A 21011-nucleotide genomic window follows, 5' to 3' on the forward strand; every position below is an offset into this window, starting at 1 on the left:
TTCCGCCGTCACGAGCGACGCTGAGCGATCAGGGAGAGCACCACAAAAGTCAAGGAGGCGCCGAAGAGCAGAGAGGAGACCGCGTTGAGCTCCGGGGTGATCCCGAGCCGCACCTTGGAATAGAGCAACACCGGCAGAGTGGTCGAACCGGGCCCGGTGACGAAGAAAGTGATGACGAAATCATCGATGGAGAGGGTGAAGGCCATCAGCGCCCCGCCCAGGATCCCCGGCATCAGCAGAGGCAGGGTGATCCGGCGGAAAGTCTCCCACTCGTTCGCCCCCAGATCCTGAGCCGCCTCCTCCAGCGTGCGATCATAAGTGGCCAGCCGGGCGCGGACGATCACATACACGAAGGGGATGCAGAAGGCCACGTGGGCGATGAGGATGGTCCAGAGACCGAGAGGCGTGCGGGTCAGGACGAAGAAGAGCAGCAGTCCCACCCCCATCACGATCTCGGGGATGATGATGGGAAGATAGAGCAGGCCCTCGAGGAAGGCCTTTCCGAAGAAGCGATGGCGATCCAGCCCCAGGGCCAGCATCGTGCCCAGGATGGTGGAGATCAACGTGGCAAGGAAGGCGATGAGGAGGCTGCGCCCGGCCGCCCCTCGCACCAGCTCATCCTGGAGCACCCGCTGATACCAGACCGTGGAAAAACCCTGCCAGACCGTGGAGATCGGCGAGGCGTTGAAGGAAAAGAGGACAAGGATGAAGATCGGCACATACAGAAACAAGAAGGTCAGCCCGATCATCCCTGCCCGCCATTCAGCGGCGAAACGGAAGACAGGGACCGGCCAGGGCTCCACCCGCAGGAAGCGGCGCAGCACATGCTCGCGGTTGATATCCAGCAGGACCAGGAACAGGAAGACCAGGGTGAGAGAGCCCCAGGTCAACAGATGCCGCAGGATCCGCCCCATCCGGCCGGGGCGACGCCACAGGTAGCCGCACAGCAACAGCAGGCCATAGAGGGCCAGCCAGCCGCTGGCCAGCGAAACCCATCCGGGACCCTCCGGGCCCGTCCACATCCGGGCCAGACGGAGCAGGTCGCCCAGCACCCCCAGACCGGTCAGCCAGGGGATGAGGGTCCCGAGGGCGCTCCCCAGATGCAGCAGCACCAGGCCCACGGCCGTCCACTCCAGCCCTTCCACCAGATACAGCACCAGGGGCGGCCACACGCGCGCCGCCGCGCGCTCCGGCCGGGTGACCGCAGGGACGCTCATAGCACACGCTCCCTTCCGCCGACGCGCAGGTAGATCATCGTCGCCGCCAGGACCATGGCCATCAAGATCAAAGAGAGGGCAGACCCGAAGGGCCAGTGGCGCACCGTGAGGAACTGATACTGAATGACGTTGCCGATCATGATCGTTTTGGCCCCGCCCAGGAGATCCGGGGTGATGAAGGCCCCCACGGAGGGGATGAAGACCAGAGTGGAGCCGGCCAGGACCCCCGGGAGGGTGAGGGGCCAGATCACCCGCCGGAAGGCATGCCATTCGTTCGCCCCCAGGTCCTGGGCCGCCTCCACCAGGGAGAAATCGAACCGCTCCAGGGTGGCATAGAGGGGAAGGATCATAAAGGGCAGCTCCCCGTATACCAGGCCCAGGATCACCGCGTTTTGCGTGAACAGGAGAGGAAGAGGCTCCGGGATCAGGCCCATGGCCATCAGCAGACCGTTGATCGGACCATCCGAGCGCAGCACGAACATCAGGGCCAGGGTGCGCACCAGGAAGTTGGTCCAGAAGGGGATCATCGTCAGGACCAGCAGGGTGTTGCGCCAGCGGGCCGGCGCCCGGGCCATGGCGTAGGCGACGGGATAGCCGATGAGCAGACAGAGGACCGTGGTGACGAGAGCGATCCAGAGGGAGGTCAGAACGATCTGGATGTAGAGGGGATCCAGGGCCCGCTGGTAGTTCTCCAGGGTGAAAATCCAGCGGATCCCCCCATAAGGCCCCCGTTTCATGAAGCTGATGACGGCGATGATGCCGACGGCGAAAGAGAAGAAGACCAGCAGGTAAAAGGTCCCGGGGAGGATGAGGAGCATGGGAAGCCGGGCCCGGGGGAGCGCGGCGATGAGAAGGACCATGCTAAGGAGAGCGATCACCAGACCTCGCTCCAGGCCCAGGGCGAACATCGCCCCAAGCCCTCCGACGAGCCCCGCCCCGGCGCGGGCGAGGATCAGGGAGGAGACCCCCGGAAGACCCAGGATCCAGACGGCCGCCAGGACCCCGTCCACCAGCCCCAGCCCGCCCAGGATCATCCGCCCAGGAGGCTCCGTGTTCTGGGCCAGGAGAAGGAGCGCCACCCCGCTCCCCACCAGGACCCCGAACACGCCGAGCGCGGTCCCTGTTCGACCTCCGAAACGCAACACGCCTGCCATGCGACGACCTCCGGCCCTCGTCCGACGGTGTCCGGGCGCGCGATGGCTCCGCCTGCCGGCGCCCCCGCCTCACTCCCGCAACACCCGGGCGCTCTCCGGGATCCAGGCGACCCAGATCGCGGACCCCGGCGCATAGCCGGCCAGGGGCGCGATGCCCTCCCGGTTCTGCATGCGCGCCCGCAGGGCGAGGCGCTCGTTCAAGCGGATCCGAAAGAGGGTGTCCGTCCCGATGTAAATCATCTCCTCGATCCGGCCGGGATAGCGATTGGGGAACGCGAGGGGCTCCTCCAGGCTCACATGGATCCGCTCGGGGCGGATGGCGACCGTGACCGACTGGCCCGGGGAGATCCCATCCGGCCGCGCGGCGAGGAGGGGGAATCCTTCCACCTCCACCCGGGCGTATCCTTCCTCAAAGGCGACCAGCCGACCCTCCAGGAAATTGGTCTCCCCGATGAAATCGGCCACGAAGCGGGTGGCGGGGCGCTCGTAGATCTCCACCGGCGTGCCCACCTGGAGCACCCGCCCCTGATTCATCACGGCGATGCGGTCGGACATGGTCATGGCCTCTTCCTGATCATGGGTGACATAGATGAACGTGATGCCGACCTGGTGCTGGAGGTTCTTCAATTCCAGCTGCATTTCCTTGCGCAGCTTGAGGTCCAGGGCGCCCAGGGGCTCGTCGAGGAGCAGGACCGCCGGGCGGTTGACCAGGGCGCGGGCCAGGGCCACCCGCTGCTGCTGGCCGCCGGAAAGCTGGCGAGGATAGCGGTTCTCCAGCCCGGTCAGGCGCACCAGACGCAGGGCCTCCGCCACCCGACGACGGATCTCCTCCCGGGGGAGACGTTTCATCTCCAGGCCGAAGGCGACGTTCTCGAAGACCGTCATATGGGGGAAGAGGGCGTAGTGCTGGAAGACGGTGTTCACCGGGCGGTGGAACGGAGGAACCTCATTCATACGCTGGCCGCGGATCAGGATCTCGCCGGCATCCGGCCGCTCGAAGCCGGCGATCATGCGCAGGGTGGTGGTTTTCCCGCACCCTGAAGGGCCGAGCAGCGAGAAGAACTCCCCTTCCCGGATCTGCAGGGAGACCTGATGGACGGCCTCCACCTCTCCAAAGCGCTTGCTCACCTCCCGCAGCTCTACTGCGTAAACCATCCCGGAAGCCCCTCCTTCCAAGATGGATCCGATCCCGGCCTCACATGCCCTCCGGCCGGGCGCCGAGCAACGCGACGGCGGGAAGGCCATCCCGCCGGCGGGCGGCCAGCAACGCCAGGCCTTCGTAGACGACGTTGGCCGCCAGGAGGGCTGTGATCCCTGCCGGATCATAGGCCGGCAGCACCTCCACCACGTCCATCCCCACCAGCGGCAGGCCGATGAGACCCCGCAGGAGGGTCAAACCCTCCCACGAAGCGAAGCCGCCCACCTCCGGCGTGCCGGTGCCCGGCGCATAAGCCGGATCGAAGAAATCGATGTCCACGGAAAGGAACGCGGGATGATCTCCTACCCGCTGGAGGATGCGGCGGGCGGTGCCCTCCAGGCCCAAAGCGCGCGCCTCCCCGGCGGTCACGATCTCCAGGCCCAGGGCCCGGGCCGCCTCCCAGTCCTCCGGGCTGTAGATCGGCCCGCGCAGTCCCACCTGGATGGACCGCTGGGGGAGGATCAGCCCCTCTTCGATGGCCCGTCGCACCACCGTGCCGTGGGTATACCGATGCCCGAAATAAGCGTCCCAGGTATCGGGATGGCTGTCGAGCTGAACCAGGGCCACCGGCCCGTAAGCCGCGGCCACTGCCCGCAGCTCCCCCAGAAGAACCGAGTGATCCCCGCCCAGCCCGATGAGGATCACGCCGGCGGCGGCCCACGGCGTCAGGAACTCCGCGATGCGCCGCAGGGAATCCTCAATGAAGCCGGGGGCCACCGGAGCGTCCCCGGCGTCGACCACGGAGAGGTGTTCGAAGAGGTTCACCCGGAGAAACGGATGATAGGGACGCAGGAGGACCGAGGCGCTGCGGATGGCCTCCGGGCCGAAGCGAGCGCCCACCCGGAACGTCGCCCCGGTGTCGAACGGGAGCCCCAGGATGGCCACATCCACCCCCTCAGGGTTCTGAACGTGGGGCAGGCGCATGAAGGTGCGGATCCCCGCAAACCGCGGGAAAGCCAGCGCGTCCGGTGGCTGATATCGCCCCATCCCCTCTTCTCCTCCGGAAACGATCGACGATCCGGTTCACTCCGGGCCGGCGGAGCCTCCTCGGGCGGGGGCGGCGAGAGCCGGGGAGGGCGCGGCCCCGCTCACGCTGACCCCACAGTAGGGACAGAGCGTCCACTCCAGGCGGAGCGGCCGCTGGCACCGCGGGCAGCGCTGCTTCAGACGAGTGTGGCAGTAGGGGCAAACGATGAACTCAGCCTTCACCCGGCGGCCGCACGCCGGGCACTGTTCGATCTCCTCCAGGGTCTGGAGGATCAGCTCCTCCTCCAGGGCCCGCTCATAGGCCTCCGCCAGCGTCTCCCGAGGGCGCAGGATCAGGTAAATCAACAGGCCCGGGACGTTCAGCACCGCCACCAGCAGGGTGGCCAGAAACTGGGTCGGCAGATCCCGGGTGCGCGACCGGATGTCCCGGAAGGTCCAGATCACCATGCTCAGCCAGAAGGCGGCGACGGTCGCGCCCAGGAAGGCGATGGGCAACAGGATCAGATCGGTGAGATCCATAGGCTTCGGATCCTCTCCCAGGATGTCCGGTTGCCCCAAATTATAGCCGAATCCCCGATCTCCCACACCACGCTCCTGCGGGCTTAGGGGAGGACCCGAATCTCCCCCAGCTCCACCGCCCGATGGGGCGGGCGTTCGCCGTCCGGCATGATGACCTCCGCGCGCTCGCCGCCCGGCTGATAAAGGCCGGCGCGCAGGCCGTAGAGACCCGGCGGCAGATCCATTGGGATCGGGAGGGGATGCGGGTCGGCGAAGCGATCGCCGGGCTCCCACCACGTGGAGGGCAGCTCCCCCCGGGCCGGAGGGCCATCGTGCTGAGCCCGGGGCGGCTGATCGGGATCCCCCAAATGGAGGAAGACCCGCCATTCCGTTGAAGGGACCGCCTCGACCTGCCAGTAGAGGGTCACCGTCACCACCTCCCCGCGTCGGACCTCCGCCGGCCGGTCCACGCCGATCAGGCGGGCGGGCCCGACCCGCACATTCAGGGGCGCCGCGGGGGACAACACGGAGGTCCCCTGCAGCTTCCCCGCCTCCAGGATCACATGCTCGACAGGCCGTCCCCGGCCGTCCCGCGCCGGGGCGATCCAGCCGGTGTCCGCCTCATAGAGCCCCACATGCAGGCGGATCACCGCCGGCGGGGTGTTGCCGGTTCCGATGGGCACCCAGTATGGATCGGCGAAGCGGAAGCCGGGGCGGCAATCGGTGGTGGAGAACAGGCCGCGGCCGGGATGGCGATCCACCTGCCGGACATCCTGAACCAGAGGGGTTCGAACCGGATGCAGGAAGACGCTCCACGGCCGGGCGGTGGACTCCAGGCATTCCCAGAACAACGTCAAGCGGAGCGCGCGGCCGGGCGTTGCTGCGCCGGGGAGGTAGCCCAGCAGGCGCAAGCGATCGCCGAAGACGGCCTCCACCCGTCGGGCCTGCGGAGGGAGCTCGCGGATCGGTGTGGGGCCCGCATAGGTCGGCGCGATGTAGCGGATCGGCGCGATCCAGGCCACCGCCATCCAGATCACCGCCGGGGCCCATCGCCCGACGGTCCGCCCCCAGGGAATCCCGCGCTCCACGATGGACTCCCAGCCGACCCAGAGCATCCAGGAGATAGGGCCGATGGCCGGGAACATCAACCGACCCTGGGAGGCGGAGGTCATGGAGGTCCATCGCACCAGCCCGGCGAAGATCAGGCCGGTATAGCCCAGGGCGCCCGCCCAGAGGGCCCGGGCCTCCGGATCCAGCCTCTGCCATGCCTGGTGTATGGCGAAGGCCGCTCCGATCCCGGACAGCAGCAGCCAGGTTTCCAGGAAGAGATACACCGGCGGGTCCGCCAGGATGTTGAACCAGCCCCAGACCGCCCAGAAGGACCAGACGAGGCCCCGGGCCTCGGCGAGCAGCTGCGCCGGCGTGACCGAACGGCGCCCGAAGATCTCCAGCATCGCGTTCAGCCCGGTGGGATCCCCATACAGCATCCAGTTCCGCAGGAACCACCACCCGGAGAGGAGACCGGCGATCGCATAGATCAGGATTCCGTGGAAGAGCAGCGAACGGGCACGGAGGCGCCTTTCCCGGACGAGGGCGAAGAGCACGCCGGCGGTGAAGAGCCAGAGGGCCAGGCCGCTGAGTTTGCTCAGGGCGGCCAACCCCAGCAGGAGCCCGAGGAGGATCGCGCGAGGCCACGTCATCCCGTATCGCCACAGGCGGGCCAGCGCCCACAGGGCGAGGGCGGACATGGCGTTGATCAGCGTGTCGTTGTTGACCGCGCTCATCACAAAGGGGAACATCGGATTCCATGCGGTCAGCGCAGCCGCCCCCAGGGCCCAGCCCGGGCGGCCGGGAGCCACCGTCCGGACCGCGGCGTAGATCGCTTCCACGGTGATCAGCCCAAGGAGCAAGGAGAGAAAGCGCCACCGATGCAGGGTGCCCACCGCCCCCCGCCAGGGGAACCGCTCCCAGGAGCCGTGCAGGGCCATGTTCTTGTTGTCCGGCAGTTCCGCGTTCCCCGGGGACGGATGCCGGTTCTCTATGCGCACGGCCTCCAGGTCCTCCAGGGGCCAGCGGAGAAGGCGGGAGAAAGCCGCCAGCATCGCGTAATAGAGCGGCGGCTGGCTGCCCTCCTGTCGCCAGGGCGTCTCCTCGCCGGGCCGCTGCACCGGCAATCCCCCGCCTCGCGCCAGGTGGGCCGCCATCCCCACATGCCACAGCTCATCGGGCGTCTCAAACAGCGGCGTCGCAAGCTGAAAGAGCCCCCCGATGAGGGCAAAGGAAAGCAGGAGCAGATGGATCGGCCGCATCGCCCTCTCCGCTCGGGATCGACGTCATCCCCGACCTCGGGACGGTGCTGGACACCCGCTCACGGTCCCGCTAAGATGAAGGCTCGGAGATCCTGAGGACCCCGGAGGTTCCATGATGCCATGGCAACGGACGCGATGGCCGCTGGCCCTGGCCCTGGCGGCCGCCGGTCTCGGTCTGATCGGCGGGCTGGCCTGGGCGCTGCGGCCACGGGCGGAGGCGGAGACCGCTGCGCTGGCCCGTCGGTCGCTGCGGGAGGCGACCCACCAGCTGGACCTGTTCCTGCAGACGTATCCGACCGCCCCCGGCGAGGCTCGGGGAGCGCTGCAACGGGCCCGCTCCGCTTTCGATCAGGCGGCCGGGCACCTGTCCCTCACCCGCCCGGCGGAGGTGCAACAGGGGCGAGCGGATTTCGAACAGCTCCAGGCGCTGACGGCCGCTGAAGCGCCGCCGGAAGCGGTGCTCCCGCTGGCCCGCAGGCTGCGAGAGCGGATCCAGGCGCTGCAAGAGGAATGAGCGGTGCCCCTATTCCCGGAATCGTTACCCTGAAGCACGGAGGAAGTTCCCATGGCGGATCTCTCTCTCATCGCGGAGCTGGCGACCGAGGGGACGACGAAGATCGTCCTGCTGGTGATGGATGGGTTGGGCGGGATGCCGGTGGAACCGGGCGGGCCTACGGAGCTGGAGGCCGCCCGCACGCCGAACATGGACCGCCTCGCCGCGGAAGGGACGCTGGGGCTGCACATCCCGGTGCGGCCGGGGCTGGCCCCGGGGAGCGGCTACGCCCATCTCGCCCTCTTCGGCTACGATCCGCTGCGCTACCCCGTGGGCCGGGGCGTGCTGGAGGCCCTCGGGATCGGCTTCCCCCTGGAACCTCACGACATCGCCGCGCGGGGCAACTTCGTCACCGTCGATGCGGAGGGCCGCATCGTCGACCGGCGGGCCGGCCGGATCCCCACCGAGGTGAACGCCCGCCTCGTAGAGCGGCTGCGGACCATCCGGCTGGAGGGCGTGGAGGTGCGCATCGAGCCGGTCAAGGAGCACCGCTTCGTCCTGGTCCTGCGTGGGGAAGGGCTCTCCCCGGCCCTCACGGAGACGGACCCCGGCAAAACCGGTGTGCCGCCCCTTCCGGTCCGCCCCCTCCAGCCCGAGGCGGAGCGCACCGCCGCCCTGGTCAACCGGTGGATCGAGCAGGCGCGGGCGCTGCTGGCCGACGCCCACCCGGCCAACATGGTCACCCTCCGGGGGTTCGACCGTCCCCCGCATCTTCCTCCCTTTTCGGAGGTGTATAAGCTCCGGGCCGCCGCCATCGCCGCCTATCCGATGTATCGCGGGGTCGCCCGTCTGGTGGGGATGGAGGTCCTGGAGGTTCACGGGGAGAGCCCCGAGGCGCTCTTTCAAGAAGCGGCGGCCCACTGGGAGCACTTCGACTTCTTCTTCATCCACATCAAGCCCACGGACAGCCGGGGGGAAGACGGCGATTTCGCCGCCAAGGTCCGGGTCATCGAAGCGGTGGACGCCGCGCTTCCCATCCTGCTGGAGCGCGGCCCGGATGTCCTGGTGATCACAGGGGATCACTCCACCCCGGCGGCCCTGCGCACCCACACCTGGCATCCGGTGCCGGTGCTGCTGTGGGCGCCGCGGACGGCGCGGCCGGATGGAGCCCCCGGCTTCGGAGAGCGCGCGTGCCGGACCGGCGGGCTGGGGATCTTCATGGCCACGGATCTGATGCCGCTGATCCTCGCCCACGCCGGACGCCTGAGCCGCCTGGGCGCGTGAGGGAAGAAGATGCTTCGGGGATCATCGCCCCGGCTCGGGCTGCTGATCCTGCTTCTGATCGGGGCCTGCCGTCCTTCCGCCCCGGCCGGGGGGCGGACTTTCGACGGCCGGGAGGCCTTCCGCCACGTGCAGGCCCAGCTGGCCCTGGGTCCCCGCTATCCCGGAAGCCCGGGATGGGAAGCGGTGCAGCGTTACATTGAGGAACACGTAACCCGCGAGGGCTGGGCCTTCGAGGTTCAGCCTTTCGCCGCCGCGGGGCTCCCCGGCCGCAACCTGATCGCCCGGGCCGGTCGAGGGCCGGTCCTCGTGATCGGGGCCCACTACGACACCCGACGCCGGGCGGATCGGGATCCCGAGCGTCCCGATGATCCGGTGCCGGGGGCCAACGATGGGGCCAGCGGGGTGGCCGTGCTCCTGGAGCTGGCCCGGGTCCTGGACCGTCCCCGTCTGCGCCAGGAGGTGTGGCTGGTCTTCTTCGACGCCGAGGATCAGGGAGGCCTGGAGGGCCGGCCCTGGATCCTCGGCTCCACCCACTTCGCCGCCACCCTGGCGGTGACCCCCACGGCGATGATCCTGGTGGACATGGTCGGGGATGCCGATCCCCAGTTCTACTACGAACAGCACTCGGATCCCGCCCTGCGGGAGCAGCTGTGGCGGATCGCGGCCGAGCTGGGCTATAGGTCCTGGTTCATCCCCGAGCCCCGCTGGGCGCTGATCGATGATCATCTCCCCTTCCTGCAGCGAGGCATCCCCGCCGTGGACATCATCGACTTCGACTACCCGGCCTGGCACACCACCGCGGACACCCTGGATCGGATCTCCCCGGCCACCCTGGAAGCGGTCGGCCGCGTGATCGAGCGGTTCGTCGAACGCGAACCGGATGAGCTTGAGGCCCCCTGAAACCTCCGCGCCTGCTTTCCGGGAGCCTTGAAAACTTGACCCTCGGGAAAGCGAACGATAATCTTAGGCCGTCCAAAGAATTAGGAGGGCTCAACAGATAGATGGGATCGGCCTGTGGGCACCCTCGCTACTCCGCGCAGCGCTCCGGACTCTCTTTCCCACCCTGCGTCCGCTCTGCACCGTGGAGGAGCTGGACGCCTGCTCCGACGCCTTTCCCCTGCTGCTGGCCGGCGAGGGGATCTTCCCCTCCGGGTGGCTCCTTGCCACCTTCTTGCGAGAACGAAACCCATATCGGCCCATAGCCCTGTTGGAGAGCCGATGCGCCCCTCTGTCCATTTGGATCGCTTGGGAGATCAGCCTGAACGGCATCTTGGATCTCACCCGAACCCCGGAAGAATGGGCGGAGACCCTTTCCCATCTGGCCCGCGGCCAAGCGGCTTGGTCCTCAGACCTGGTGGATCAAGCGATCGCTTTCGACCGCGCCTGGGGCCGGCGGCTGCGTCGCCTCTCCGCCCGGGACTGGCGGCGCTGGCGGGATCTGGCCGCCGGGCTTCCCCTCAAGGCCCTGGCGGCCCGCTGGGGTCTCTCCCTTGCTGGCGTGAGCCGTTATCTCCACCGCCTCGCAGCGCGGCTGGGGGCACCAAGCCTGATGGATTTACGCTCCTGGGGCTTCGTCCTCGGGATCTGGGTGGGCCCTCCCGGTGCCCCCCGTCTGGCCCCTCCCCTCCAGGCCTGGCGCCTCCTCCGCGCCGCCGGAGACCCGCCCGTTGTCAAAAATCGAAACACCCGCATGTCAAAAACATGAACACTCCGAGCTGGACACAGCCCCCCAAACTCTCTATGATTGGACTCAGAAAGCCCCTCCTCAAACCCGCTATCCGGAGGAAACAATATATGAACAACCGGAAACGCGGGGTGCTCCGATGGCTCCTGCTCGGCGCGCTGGGCAGCCTGGCCCTGACCCAGGCCCTGGCCCAGGCCCAGACCTCAGAACCCCCCCTCACCTGGCAAACCTGTAGCGCATGCCCGGAGCCGCCCGAAATCGCCTTCTCAGGCGCCCCCCTCTGGCGAGGGACCGCCGTAACCAATATCCTGCACCTGGGACACCCTCAGGTTCCAGAAAGGGCCAGCCAGAACACCAGCATCCACGGAGCCTCCCTCCCCCTGCCCCCCGCCTGGGGCTATCGGGTGGCGTTCACCTTCACCCTCGCCACCTGGGATTCTTATAACGCCCCGGGGACCCCCAACCCCCCTTACAACGGTGGAACCGGTTATTGGGATTCGTTCTCCGTGAGCCTCTCCAACGCCCCTTACTGGGCCCTCCCACTCTCCGATCCCCTGGGAGACAACGACCCCCTGCGCCTGGGCTTCCTGTGGGGCGGCACCTCCTACGGAGACGGCTTCCTGGAAACCCGGATGGGAAGCGAGCGAGTGTTCCTGGAGGCCAGGCCCTGGGCTCCCAACTTCCTCAATGTGGTGCTGGACACCGCCACCCTGCCCGCGGCCAATCACAACTATCCCTCCTGGGGCACCGTTCGCCTTCAGTGGATCGATCCCCTCACCACCCTCTCCCGCTATGTGGCGCGAAAAGATCAGCTCTCCCTCGAAACCTTCCGGGCCTGGGGCTGCGCCCGAGGAGAATCCCTCCCCCCGTGGGGCTGGGGCACCGTCATCCTGGACTTCGGATATCCCCGGATGCAGAATGGAGAATATGGAGCAGCAACCCTCGTTGATTTCACTTTTGTTTCCACTACGACCATCGTCACTCTGACCCGAAGCTTTCTGGATGGCTTTGCGGAGTGTAATGGAACCGCCCGGCTTTATCTGGCTTTGGGCGTTAACAATGCCAGCGAGGCCGTGACCCGGGCGCACGGGCGAGCATGGGCGCAGATGATCAACCGGCTTAACCAGGACGTCTGGGATAACCCCCACTGGCTGGGGCGCTTCTGGGTCCTGGGCGCCATCGATGCGGAGCCGGGCTGGAATTCTTCCCAGGCCACCCGGGAGTGGGTGGAGGGCTATACCGAGGTCGCCGACCTCCTCGACCTCGGCTCCTACCTGCTCAACTTCGGCTCCTGCGATGGCTGCCCGTTCCGGGGATGCCCTTCCTGTCAGCCTTCCAATGGGTGGACCCTGGAGGATCTCTGGTATATCTCCTGGGGCGCAGAGGCAGCGGAGCCGTTCCCTGAAATTTACCTCACAAATGGAGTGAACGCAGAACAATGGTTCCACGTCGCCCGCTACGGCCTGGAAACCCATCAACGCGTGATGATCTTCACCGGTGTGCTGACCACCAGGACCGCCTGTCAGGAGACAAGGGATGAACAATGTCAAACCACGGAAAGGCGGGCGGGCATCGATAACCAGCCCATGGAAGGTTACCTGCAGATGCATCGGATCCTGTCATCTCATCCTATCCTATCGCAAGCCTACCCTCGCTTTTCATCAGACATCTCGTGGGAGAGGTGAGCGATGGCGCGTTCTCCCTTCCCCAAACGGCGATGGCTTCTTCCCCTCCTCCAGGGAGGCTTGCTCCTCATGCTGGGGATCGGACTGTGGGCGCTCCTGACCCAGCCCCCTCACCTCAGGCGCACCGGCCCTGCCCAGAGCGTCCAGGAACCCACCCTCCATCCAGCGGACGCCACCAAGGTCTTCCCCCTCACCCGCCTAGCTGCTACCAAAACCGCTATTCCATTCTGGCTCTATCCCTCCCCCACCCCTGTCTGGCGGCCCACCCCCGGCCCCAGCCCCACGCCCGCTTATTCTTTCCGTGTCTTCGGCACCCCTCTGGGCAAGGGCTTCCTCAACCTCACCGGCCTCCCCATCGCCATGCTCGCCGGCGGCTGGCCCGAGAATGAATGGATCACCGTCTCCCCCGATGGCCGCCGCCAAACCATCGTCTTCGCCGGATCCGAAATGGAACGGGATCCTCTTACAACCACTCGTCTCCCCTCCCCCCAGGGCCAGCTCCACCTCGTGGTCACCGTCTACGACCCCTCCCAACCTGAGAGCGTCTATGGCGGGACCCTCGTGGAGGCGGTCACTTACCCCACCCCCCGGGCGGTGGGGCCCGTCTTCATCGTCGATGTGGAAAACTCCATCCTCATCCTCCAGCCCATCACCACCCCCAACCCCTACACCGACCCTGGCCATCCGGTGGAGGATCGCTTCTACTTCGACCTCGCCACCCGCCGCTTCCTCGACTGCCTCCCCCGCGACGACTTCAACCGCCCCGACGGCCCTCTCGGCCCCCACTGGTCCGGCCTCACCCACCCCACCCACCTGGCCCTCGAACACGGCACCCTCACCGCCCGCCAGGGCGGCTGGGCCTTCTGGAACCCCCACGGCACCGCCGACCCCCTCCCCGCCAACCAGGAAGCCTGCCTCACCCTCGCCCGCCTCGACCCCGGCGCCTCCGTCCACCTCCTCCTCAAATCCCAAAGCCCCCACTGGACCGGCGCCGGCACCCTCGCCCTCCACCTGAACCCCCAATCCGGCCGCCTGCACGTGCAATCCTTCCACCCCCAAACCGGATGGGTCGAACACGCCGCTTGGCCCCTCTCCCCCCAACCCGGCGATCGCCTCCGCGCCCGCGCCTGGGCCGACGGCTCCCTCGAAGTCTTCTACAACGACCAGCGCCTCGGCCGCGTTCCCACCACCCCCTTCTTCATCGGCCGCGGCGGCTGGATCGGCCTCGAGCTCGCCAACGCCGCCATCGACAACTTCGGCGGCGGCTGGGGCAACCACCCCCTCCTCCGGGAAGCCCTCCAATGGTCCTGCGAAGACCCGGAGAACATGTTCGCCTTCTGCCAGACCGATGATTTTGAGGGAGAAGCCGGAACCTTCGTCGGATCCGCCTGGACGGAGCGGATGGGCGACTGGGGCCGCCAGAACGGCGCCCTCCTCCCCCAGACCGCCAGCGGAGAACACCTCCTCACCTTCAATGGCTGGCGTTTCCGGGACGGTCGGGCAGCAGCCCGCCTCCGCCTGGAAGGATCCACCGGCATCCTGGGCCTGGGCATCCGCCTCGGCGGCTACGGGGAAGAGGGCCGGCCCACCCGCGGCTACCTGGCCGAGGTCAGCCCCGAGGGCGCCGTCCAGCTGTGGCGGGTGAGCGATTGGACCCTCCTGGGCCAGACGGCCCTGCCCGGCTTCACCCCCGGCGCCTGGCTCACCCTGGGGGTGGAGGCCGTGGGAACCACCATGACGGTGACCGTGGGCGGGCAGCCCGTGCTCCAGGCCCAGGATGACACCTTCGCAGAAGGGGAGGTGGGAATCTGGTCCTACGCACCCCCCGCCCCCACCGCCCACCCCGTGGATGCCTTCTCCTTCTTCCCACGCCAGGTCGCGGTCGAATTCCCCCTCACACCCTGAGGCCCGGCTTCTCTTCGACTATGGATGCCTTAGGGAAATTCTTCGCTTGAGTGGTGCCATCCATGGCCTCGCCCGGCCGGGGGTGAATCGGCCCATGCGCCACCCATCGCGCCCGGCCTTGCCGACCCGGAGCGCGATCCATCTCTCTGCCCTCCCCTCCCTCCGTTCGAACCCTGAAACCCATATGGGGAGCGATGGCCCATCCCGGCAAACGCCCGGCCTTCCGGTTAAAATGGGGGAAAACACCTCGCACGGAGGCGCCCATGCCGGAGCGCGTCGCCCTTTACCTTCAGGACGCCCACGATCTGCGGGAGGCCATGCGCTACGTGCAATACGCCGAACAGCGCGGCTTCGAGGCCGTCTGGCAGGCCGAATCCCGGCTGGTCCGCGACGCCATCGTCCCCATGGCCGCCTACGCCGCCGTCACCGAACGGATCAAAGTGGCCTCCGGCGTGATCAACAACTGGACCCGCAACCCGGCCCTGATCGCCGCCACCTTCCTCACCCTGGATGACCTCGCCCCCAACCGCATCATCCTCGGCATCGGCGCCTGGTGGGATCCCCTGGCCTCCAAGGTCGGCATCAAGCGGGAGAAGCCCCTTAAGGCCATGCGCGAGGTGGTCACCGTGGTGCGCGACCTCCTGGCCATGAAGCGGGTGACCTTCCACGGCGAGTTCGTCCATCTGACCGACGTGGAGCTGGATGTGGTGTATGGACGCCGGGAGCCTCGCAACGTCCCCATCTACATCGGGGCCACCGGCATGCAGATGATGGAGCTGGCCGGTGAGATCGCCGACGGCGTGTTGCTCAACTATCTGGTCTCCCCGAAATACAACGAACTGGCCCTCCATCACCTGGAGATCGGGGCGAAGCGGGCCGGCCGCCGCATCGAGGACATCGACCGCCCGCAGCTGGTGGTGTGCTCCGTCGACCACGACCGCAAGAAAGCGCTGGACAGCGCCCGCAAGCTGGTGACCCAGTATCTGGGCCAGCAGCCTCACATCATGAAGGCCAGCGGGGTGCCCCAGGAGCTGCTGGACGAGATCGGGCGCGTCCTCACATGGCCGGCCACCCCCGAGCAGATCGAGCGGGCCATGGAGCTGGTCCCCGACGATATCGTCCAGCTGATCACCGCCAGCGGGTCGCCTGAGGAGGTCCGCCGCAAGGTGGACGAATATCGCGCCGCCGGGTGCACCTGCCCGGTCCTCTACCCGCTGGGGGATGTGAAGCTGATGATCGACATCTTCGCCCAGGCGTAAGGGGCGCCGATGCGCGCATCTCTCCAGCCGAACTCCCGGATGTGTTTCGTCTGCGGGATGCAGAACCCGGTCGGCCTGAAGGTGCGCTTCTACGAGGAAGGGGCCGAGGGGGTGCGGGCGGAGGTGGTGATCCCCGAGGTCTATCAGGGCTATCCGGGTGTGGCCCACGGTGGCATCGTGGCCGCCCTGCTGGACGAGGCGGCCGGTCGGGCGTTGATGATCGGGGATCCCATGCGCTTCATGGTGACCGCCCAGCTCCGGGTGCGCTACCATCGTCCGGCCCCCACGGGGCAGCCTCTGGTCCTCACCGCCCGCCCCCTCCGCATCGGATCCCGCGTCGCCCGGGCGCAGGCGTCGCTGCGTCGGCAAGATGGCACCCTGTGCGCGGAGGCCGAGGCGATCCTGGTTCAGGTTCCGGCGGAAATCCAGGCGACCTTCGAGGCCGAACGGCCCTTCTGGCGCGTGTATCCGGAGGAGACGGGATGAGGACCCTGGCGAAGGAGGCGCGGACGATGCGGCTGAACCTGCGGGAATACCATCGCCCGAAGACCCTGGCGGAGGCCCTGGCGTTGCTGCGACGCCCCGGCATCCGCACGGTGCCCATCGGCGGGGGCACCCAGGTCCTGGCGGAGGGATCCCGGGAGGTGGAGGCCGTGGTGGATCTCCAGGATCTGGGCCTGTCCTTCGTTCGACAGGAAGGGATGTGGCTGCGCATCGGGGCGACCACCCCGCTGCAAGCGCTGGTGGAGACGCCTGAGACGGCATCCCTCGGCGGGGGCATCCTCGCCCTCGCCGCCCGGGAGACCGCGCCCCTCCCGTTACGGAACCAGCGCACCGTCGGCGGGGCGGTGGTCGGCGCCTCCCCGGAGCAACCTCTGGCAACGGTGTTGCTGGCCCTGGACGCCGAGCTGGTGGTGTTCACGGAGCCGGAGGCCCCGCGGGCGCTGCGCCTGGAGGCCTTTTATGACTACCGGGAGGCCCTCCGGCGCGAGGGGATGATCGTCGCGGAGGTCCGGATCCCCCTTTCCGCTGCCCCTATGGGCACTGCTTTCCACAAGGTCGCCCGCACGCCTGCCGATGCCCCCATCGTAGGGGTCGCTGTCCGGTTGTTCCGGGGGGTGGATGGCGCCTGCTATGGGGTGCGGATCGCCGCCGGAGGAGCCGCGCCGCGGCCGGTGCGCCTGATCGAGGCCGAGCAGGTCCTGGAGGGGCGGCCGCCGGATCCGGAGCGCTTCGCCACGGCCGCAGAGAAAGCCCGGGCCCGGGTGAACCCGCCCGGGGACTTCCGGGGCTCTCCCGAATATCGGCGGGAGATGGTGGCGGTGCTGCTCCGCCGCGCCCTGACCGAGGCCGCCGCTCAGGCGGGTTGGCAGGAGCTCCCATCCTCGTGAAAAACAGATCCGCCTTGATCCGCCTTCCCCAGGAGCGGTTCCGCCGCGACCGAGCGCCCTGGTAGTTCGGGGCTGAAGCCCCCTATGTAGGCCGAAATTCATTTCGGCATCCATTGCGTCATCGAAGAGAGGGTGTCGGGGCTAAAGTCCCTCCTACAAAACCGTTTTTTCGTAGGAGCGGCTTTAGCCGCGACCCTTTGCGTCATCGAGAACCAGCGGTTCGGGATTTTCGGAGCGACTTTCGCCGCAACCGTTGCGCCATCGAAGGCCGAGGTTCGGGATGGAAGCCCCCCTGCCAGAAGCGACCGGCGACGTCACAAAGGGTAACGGAGGGTGTGTCCCGATTTTGTCGGGCCTGGCCGCTTTGTAGGACAACTGCGAGCAGTTGTCCTACGATTTTGGGACACACCCGTAACGGAGCCCCGTGGGTTCCCTTGCCGGATCCGTGCTAAAATTGGGGAAAGGGACGGAAAGGCGGTGGCGGCATGGTAGGGGTGCAGAACCCGACCACCCTGGAGTTCCTGCTGGAACAGATCCGCGATCCCCTCAGCCCTTCGGACCGTGCGCTGATCGAGCGCGCCTATGCGCTGGCGGAGCGGGCCCACAGCTGCCAGACCCGCGCCTCCGGGGAACCCTATCTTTACCATTGCCTGGCCGTGGCAGGCATCCTGGCCGAGCTGCGGATGGACCCCCCGGTGATCGCGGCCGCCCTGCTGCACGATGTGGTGGAAGACACCGGGGTGACCCTGGAGGAGATCCGCCGCGAGTTCGGGGAGGAGGTCGCCCGCCTGGTCGATGGGGTCACCAAGCTGAAATACATCGACCGGCTGCGGGCCCAGCCGGAGGACGGGGAGGCCCGGCGCACGACGCGGGACGAGCAGAGCGCGGAGAACATCCGCAAGATCTTCTTCGCCATGGTCGAGGACCCCCGCGTGGTGCTGATCAAGCTGGCCGACCGCCTGCACAACATGCGCACCCTGGGAGCCTTGCCCCCGGAGAAGCAGAAGCGCATCGCCCGGGAGACCCTGGAGATCTATGCCCCCCTGGCCAACCGCCTGGGCATCTGGCAGCTGAAGTGGGAGCTGGAGGACCTGGCCTTCCGCTATCTGGAGCCGGAGAAATACCGGGAGATCGCCCGGGCCATCGATGAGCGCCGGGCAGAGCGGGAGCGCCACATCCAGCAGATCGTGGAGCGCATCAAGGCCCGCCTCGCCGAGGAGGGCATCCAGGCGGAGGTCACCGGCCGGGCCAAACACATCTACAGCATCTACCGCAAGATGCTCCGCAAGGGCGTCTCCTTCGATCAGGTCTATGACGTGCGGGCCGTGCGCATCATCGTGAACACCGTCCCGGAGTGCTATCAGGTCCTCGGCATCATCCACTCCATGTGGCGTCCCATCCCCAAGGAGTTCGATGATTACATCGCCAACCCCAAAGACAACTCCTACCGCAGCCTGCACACGGCGGTGATGTTGGAGGACGGCAAGACCCTCGAGGTGCAGATCCGCACCTGGGAGATGCACTGGGAGGCGGAATACGGCATCGCCGCCCACTGGCTCTACAAAGAGCAGGTCTCCAAACGGGACCTGGCCTTCGAGAAGAAGGTGGCATGGCTCCGCTCCCTCCTGGAGTGGCGGAACGAGGTCACCTCGGCGAAGGAGTTCGTCGAATCCCTTAAGACCGACGTCTTCGAGGATCGCATTTACGTCTTCACCCCGAAGGGGGACGTCATCGACCTGCCCCGGGGGAGCACGCCCATCGACTTCGCCTATCACATCCACACCGAGCTGGGGCACCGCTGCCGCGGCGCCCGGGTGAACGGCCGGTGGGTCCCCCTCAATTACGTCCTCCAGATGGGCGATCAGGTGGAGATCATCCCGGCCAAGCAGGGCGGCCCCAGCCGCGACTGGCTGGATCCGGCCAAGGGCTACGTGAAGACCTCGCGGGCCCGTCAGAAGATCCGCCAGTGGTTCAAACAGCAGGGCCGGGCGGAGAACATCGTCCACGGGCGGGAGATCCTGGCCCAGGAGATCCGGCGCCTGGGGGTGCCCTTCTCGGTGGATGAGGCGGCGCGCCGGCTTTACGCCGAGTTCGGCTACAAGGAGCCGGAGGACCTGCTGGCGGCCATCGGCTGGGGCGACGTCTCCCCGGAGCAGCTGGCCCCGCGCCTGATCCGGATGGAGGAGGAACGGCGTCGGGAGGAGCAGCGGGCCGCCCCGGAGCCCCAGGCTCCCTCGGAGCGTTACGACGCCTCCCGCCCAGTGCTGGTGGAGAACAACCCCCAGGGTCTTCTGATGCAGCTGGCCCGCTGTTGCAACCCGGTGCCCGGGGATGAGGTGATCGGCTACATCACCCGCAACCGCGGCATCACCATCCACCGCCGCAGCTGCCCCAACATCCTGAACGTGCGCACGCCGGAGCGTTTGATCGAGGTGCAGTTCCCCGCCGGGGAGAAGGGCTACCCGGTGGAGGTGGAGATCATCGCCATCGACCGCGTCGGCCTGCTCCACGAGATCAGCGGCGTCCTGAAGGACGAGCAGATCAACATCGCTCGCATCAGCGTGGACACCCGCAACGGCTTCGCGGTCTTCCAGGCCACCCTGGAGGTCCGCTCGGCGGCCCAGCTGCATCGCGCCCTGGCGCGGATCGAACAGATCCCCAACGTCCGCGAGGCCCACCGCCGACGGTGAGGGAGAACACCTTCCCGGAGAGGTGGTCCAAAATCGTGGTATAATTGGTTGCGGAACGCGCCCCCGTCGTCTAGTGGCCTAGGACGCCGCCCTTTCAAGGCGGAGGTCAGGGGTTCGAATCCCCTCGGGGGCACCTGGCCCCGCATTCCCTCACCGGGGATGCGGGGATTTATGTCCCGGCGGAACGGCTTGATCCCGGATCCCCGAGGCAGAGCCCGGAGCACTGATTCCGATGTTCCCGAAACGGATCCGCTCCATGCGCCGGCGGCGCCCGCGGCCTCCGATCGCCGGGATCGCCCTCCCGGGCGGGCTGATCGTGCTCATCCTCCTAAGCGTCCAGCAGACCCTGGCCCTGCCCTCCTGGGGAAGGCCCCTTCAGACCTCTCCAACCCCCACCGGGACCCCGACCCCGGAGCGCGTCCCCTCCTCGACGCCGACCCTCCCTCCGCCGACTGCAACGCCCCTTCCCACCCGGATTCCAACCCCGACCGGGACGCCGACGCCGACCCCCTATCCGTTTTTCCAGGAGCCGCTGCCGCCTTCCGACGGGACCCCGCGCGCCCTTCGGGTTCCCATCCTGATGTATCACTACATCTCCGACCCGCCTCCGGAGGCGGACCGCCTGCGCATGGATCTCTCCGTTCGGCCTTCTCAATTCGAAGCGCATCTGCAATATCTGCGTCAGGCCGGTTACGAGACAGTTTCCCTGAGCGACCTCATCTTCCATCTGACCCAGGGGAAGCCCCTGCCGCCGCGCCCCGTCGTGCTGACCTTCGATGACGGCTACCGGGATGCCTATGAGGAAGCCTTCCCTTTGCTGCAACGCTACGGCTTCCGAGGCACCTTCTTCGTGCTCACAGGGCGCGCCGATGAAGGGGATCCGCGCTATCTCTCCTGGGAGCAGATCCGCCGGATGAGCGAGGCCGGGATGGAGATCCAGCTCCATGGCCGGGAGCACATCCCGCTCAACGGGCGGGATGAGGCCTTCCTGTTCTATCACATCATCGGCGGCAAGCAATCCATCGAAGCCCACACTGGCCGGCCGGTGCGCTTCTTCGCCTATCCGTCCTCCGTTTACGATGAGACGTTGATCCGGTTCCTGGAGGGCTATCGGTTCTGGGGAGCGGTGACCACCGCCTACGGGGCCGACGAGCGTCTGGAGAACCGCTTCCTGTGGCCGCGGATCCGCATACGGGGCACCGACGATGTGCAACGGCTGGCCGAGAAGCTCCGCCAAATCCCCCGCCCATGAGGGGG

At 67.6% G+C, this 21011-nt stretch carries 17 protein-coding genes and 1 tRNA gene; 12 read left to right on the forward strand and 6 right to left on the reverse strand.

Features of this window, described 5'->3' with window-relative positions:
* Nucleotides 1–8: 8 nt before the first annotated feature.
* From KNN16_RS07955 to KNN16_RS07980, 6 genes are all read right to left on the reverse strand, one after another.
* On the reverse strand, nucleotides 9–1217 hold the full coding sequence (locus KNN16_RS07955; RefSeq protein ID WP_303896223.1) for an ABC transporter permease: 1209 nt from the start codon (nucleotides 1215–1217) through the stop codon (nucleotides 9–11).
* A complete protein-coding gene (locus KNN16_RS07960) occupies nucleotides 1214–2371 on the reverse strand; it encodes an ABC transporter permease (protein WP_303896225.1) in 1158 nt (385 codons plus the stop codon). Before KNN16_RS07960 ends, KNN16_RS07955 begins: the two co-directional genes overlap by 4 nt.
* A gap of 69 nt (nucleotides 2372–2440) precedes the next feature.
* Entirely contained in the window at nucleotides 2441–3526 is a 1086-nt protein-coding gene (locus tag KNN16_RS07965; RefSeq protein ID WP_303896227.1) for an ABC transporter ATP-binding protein, read from the reverse strand.
* Between the two features lie 40 nt (nucleotides 3527–3566).
* The gene (gene speB, locus KNN16_RS07970; RefSeq protein ID WP_303896229.1) at nucleotides 3567–4556 is read right to left on the reverse strand and encodes an agmatinase; all 990 of its coding nucleotides are present in this window, start codon (nucleotides 4554–4556) and stop codon (nucleotides 3567–3569) included.
* A gap of 36 nt (nucleotides 4557–4592) precedes the next feature.
* Nucleotides 4593–5141 (reverse strand): zinc ribbon domain-containing protein, encoded by a 549-nt coding sequence (locus KNN16_RS07975; protein ID WP_303896231.1) that lies wholly within the window; start codon nucleotides 5139–5141, stop codon nucleotides 4593–4595.
* Nucleotides 5142–5158: 17 nt separating this feature from the next.
* Nucleotides 5159–7363: a hypothetical protein gene (locus KNN16_RS07980; protein ID WP_303896233.1), complete on the reverse strand. Its 2205-nt coding sequence runs from the start codon at nucleotides 7361–7363 to the stop codon at nucleotides 5159–5161.
* 112 nt (nucleotides 7364–7475) lie between these two features.
* Between KNN16_RS07980 and KNN16_RS07985 the strand changes: the two genes are divergently transcribed.
* From KNN16_RS07985 to KNN16_RS08040, 12 genes are all read left to right on the forward strand, one after another.
* Nucleotides 7476–7877, forward strand: a complete 402-nt coding sequence (locus tag KNN16_RS07985) for a hypothetical protein (protein WP_299283887.1) — start codon at nucleotides 7476–7478, stop codon at nucleotides 7875–7877.
* 51 nt (nucleotides 7878–7928) lie between these two features.
* Entirely contained in the window at nucleotides 7929–9140 is a 1212-nt protein-coding gene (locus KNN16_RS07990) for a 2,3-bisphosphoglycerate-independent phosphoglycerate mutase (RefSeq protein ID WP_299283889.1), read from the forward strand.
* A 9-nt stretch (nucleotides 9141–9149) separates the two neighbouring features.
* The gene (locus KNN16_RS07995; protein WP_299283891.1) at nucleotides 9150–10040 is read left to right on the forward strand and encodes a M28 family peptidase; all 891 of its coding nucleotides are present in this window, start codon (nucleotides 9150–9152) and stop codon (nucleotides 10038–10040) included.
* Nucleotides 10041–10410: 370 nt separating this feature from the next.
* The gene (locus KNN16_RS08000) at nucleotides 10411–10845 is read left to right on the forward strand and encodes a hypothetical protein (RefSeq protein ID WP_303896237.1); all 435 of its coding nucleotides are present in this window, start codon (nucleotides 10411–10413) and stop codon (nucleotides 10843–10845) included.
* Between the two features lie 89 nt (nucleotides 10846–10934).
* Nucleotides 10935–12509 (forward strand): hypothetical protein, encoded by a 1575-nt coding sequence (locus tag KNN16_RS08005; RefSeq protein WP_303896239.1) that lies wholly within the window; start codon nucleotides 10935–10937, stop codon nucleotides 12507–12509.
* Nucleotides 12510–12512: 3 nt separating this feature from the next.
* The gene (locus KNN16_RS08010; RefSeq protein ID WP_303896241.1) at nucleotides 12513–14414 is read left to right on the forward strand and encodes a hypothetical protein; all 1902 of its coding nucleotides are present in this window, start codon (nucleotides 12513–12515) and stop codon (nucleotides 14412–14414) included.
* A 263-nt stretch (nucleotides 14415–14677) separates the two neighbouring features.
* Nucleotides 14678–15673: an LLM class flavin-dependent oxidoreductase gene (locus KNN16_RS08015; RefSeq protein WP_299287219.1), complete on the forward strand. Its 996-nt coding sequence runs from the start codon at nucleotides 14678–14680 to the stop codon at nucleotides 15671–15673.
* A 9-nt stretch (nucleotides 15674–15682) separates the two neighbouring features.
* Nucleotides 15683–16159: a PaaI family thioesterase gene (locus KNN16_RS08020; RefSeq protein ID WP_299287222.1), complete on the forward strand. Its 477-nt coding sequence runs from the start codon at nucleotides 15683–15685 to the stop codon at nucleotides 16157–16159.
* Nucleotides 16156–17064, forward strand: coding sequence for a xanthine dehydrogenase family protein subunit M (locus KNN16_RS08025; protein WP_303896245.1), 909 nt, complete (start codon nucleotides 16156–16158; stop codon nucleotides 17062–17064). Before KNN16_RS08020 ends, KNN16_RS08025 begins: the two co-directional genes overlap by 4 nt.
* Before the next feature lie 485 nt (nucleotides 17065–17549).
* Nucleotides 17550–19754 (forward strand): bifunctional (p)ppGpp synthetase/guanosine-3',5'-bis(diphosphate) 3'-pyrophosphohydrolase, encoded by a 2205-nt coding sequence (locus KNN16_RS08030; protein WP_299287227.1) that lies wholly within the window; start codon nucleotides 17550–17552, stop codon nucleotides 19752–19754.
* Nucleotides 19755–19813: 59 nt separating this feature from the next.
* Nucleotides 19814–19887 (forward strand) — tRNA-Glu (locus KNN16_RS08035).
* Nucleotides 19888–19986: 99 nt separating this feature from the next.
* A complete protein-coding gene (locus KNN16_RS08040; RefSeq protein WP_303896247.1) occupies nucleotides 19987–21006 on the forward strand; it encodes a polysaccharide deacetylase family protein in 1020 nt (339 codons plus the stop codon).
* Nucleotides 21007–21011: the final 5 nt, after the last annotated feature.

The sequence above is a fragment of the Thermoflexus hugenholtzii genome (genome assembly GCF_018771565.1).
GTDB classification, from domain to species: domain Bacteria; phylum Chloroflexota; class Anaerolineae; order Thermoflexales; family Thermoflexaceae; genus Thermoflexus; species Thermoflexus hugenholtzii_A.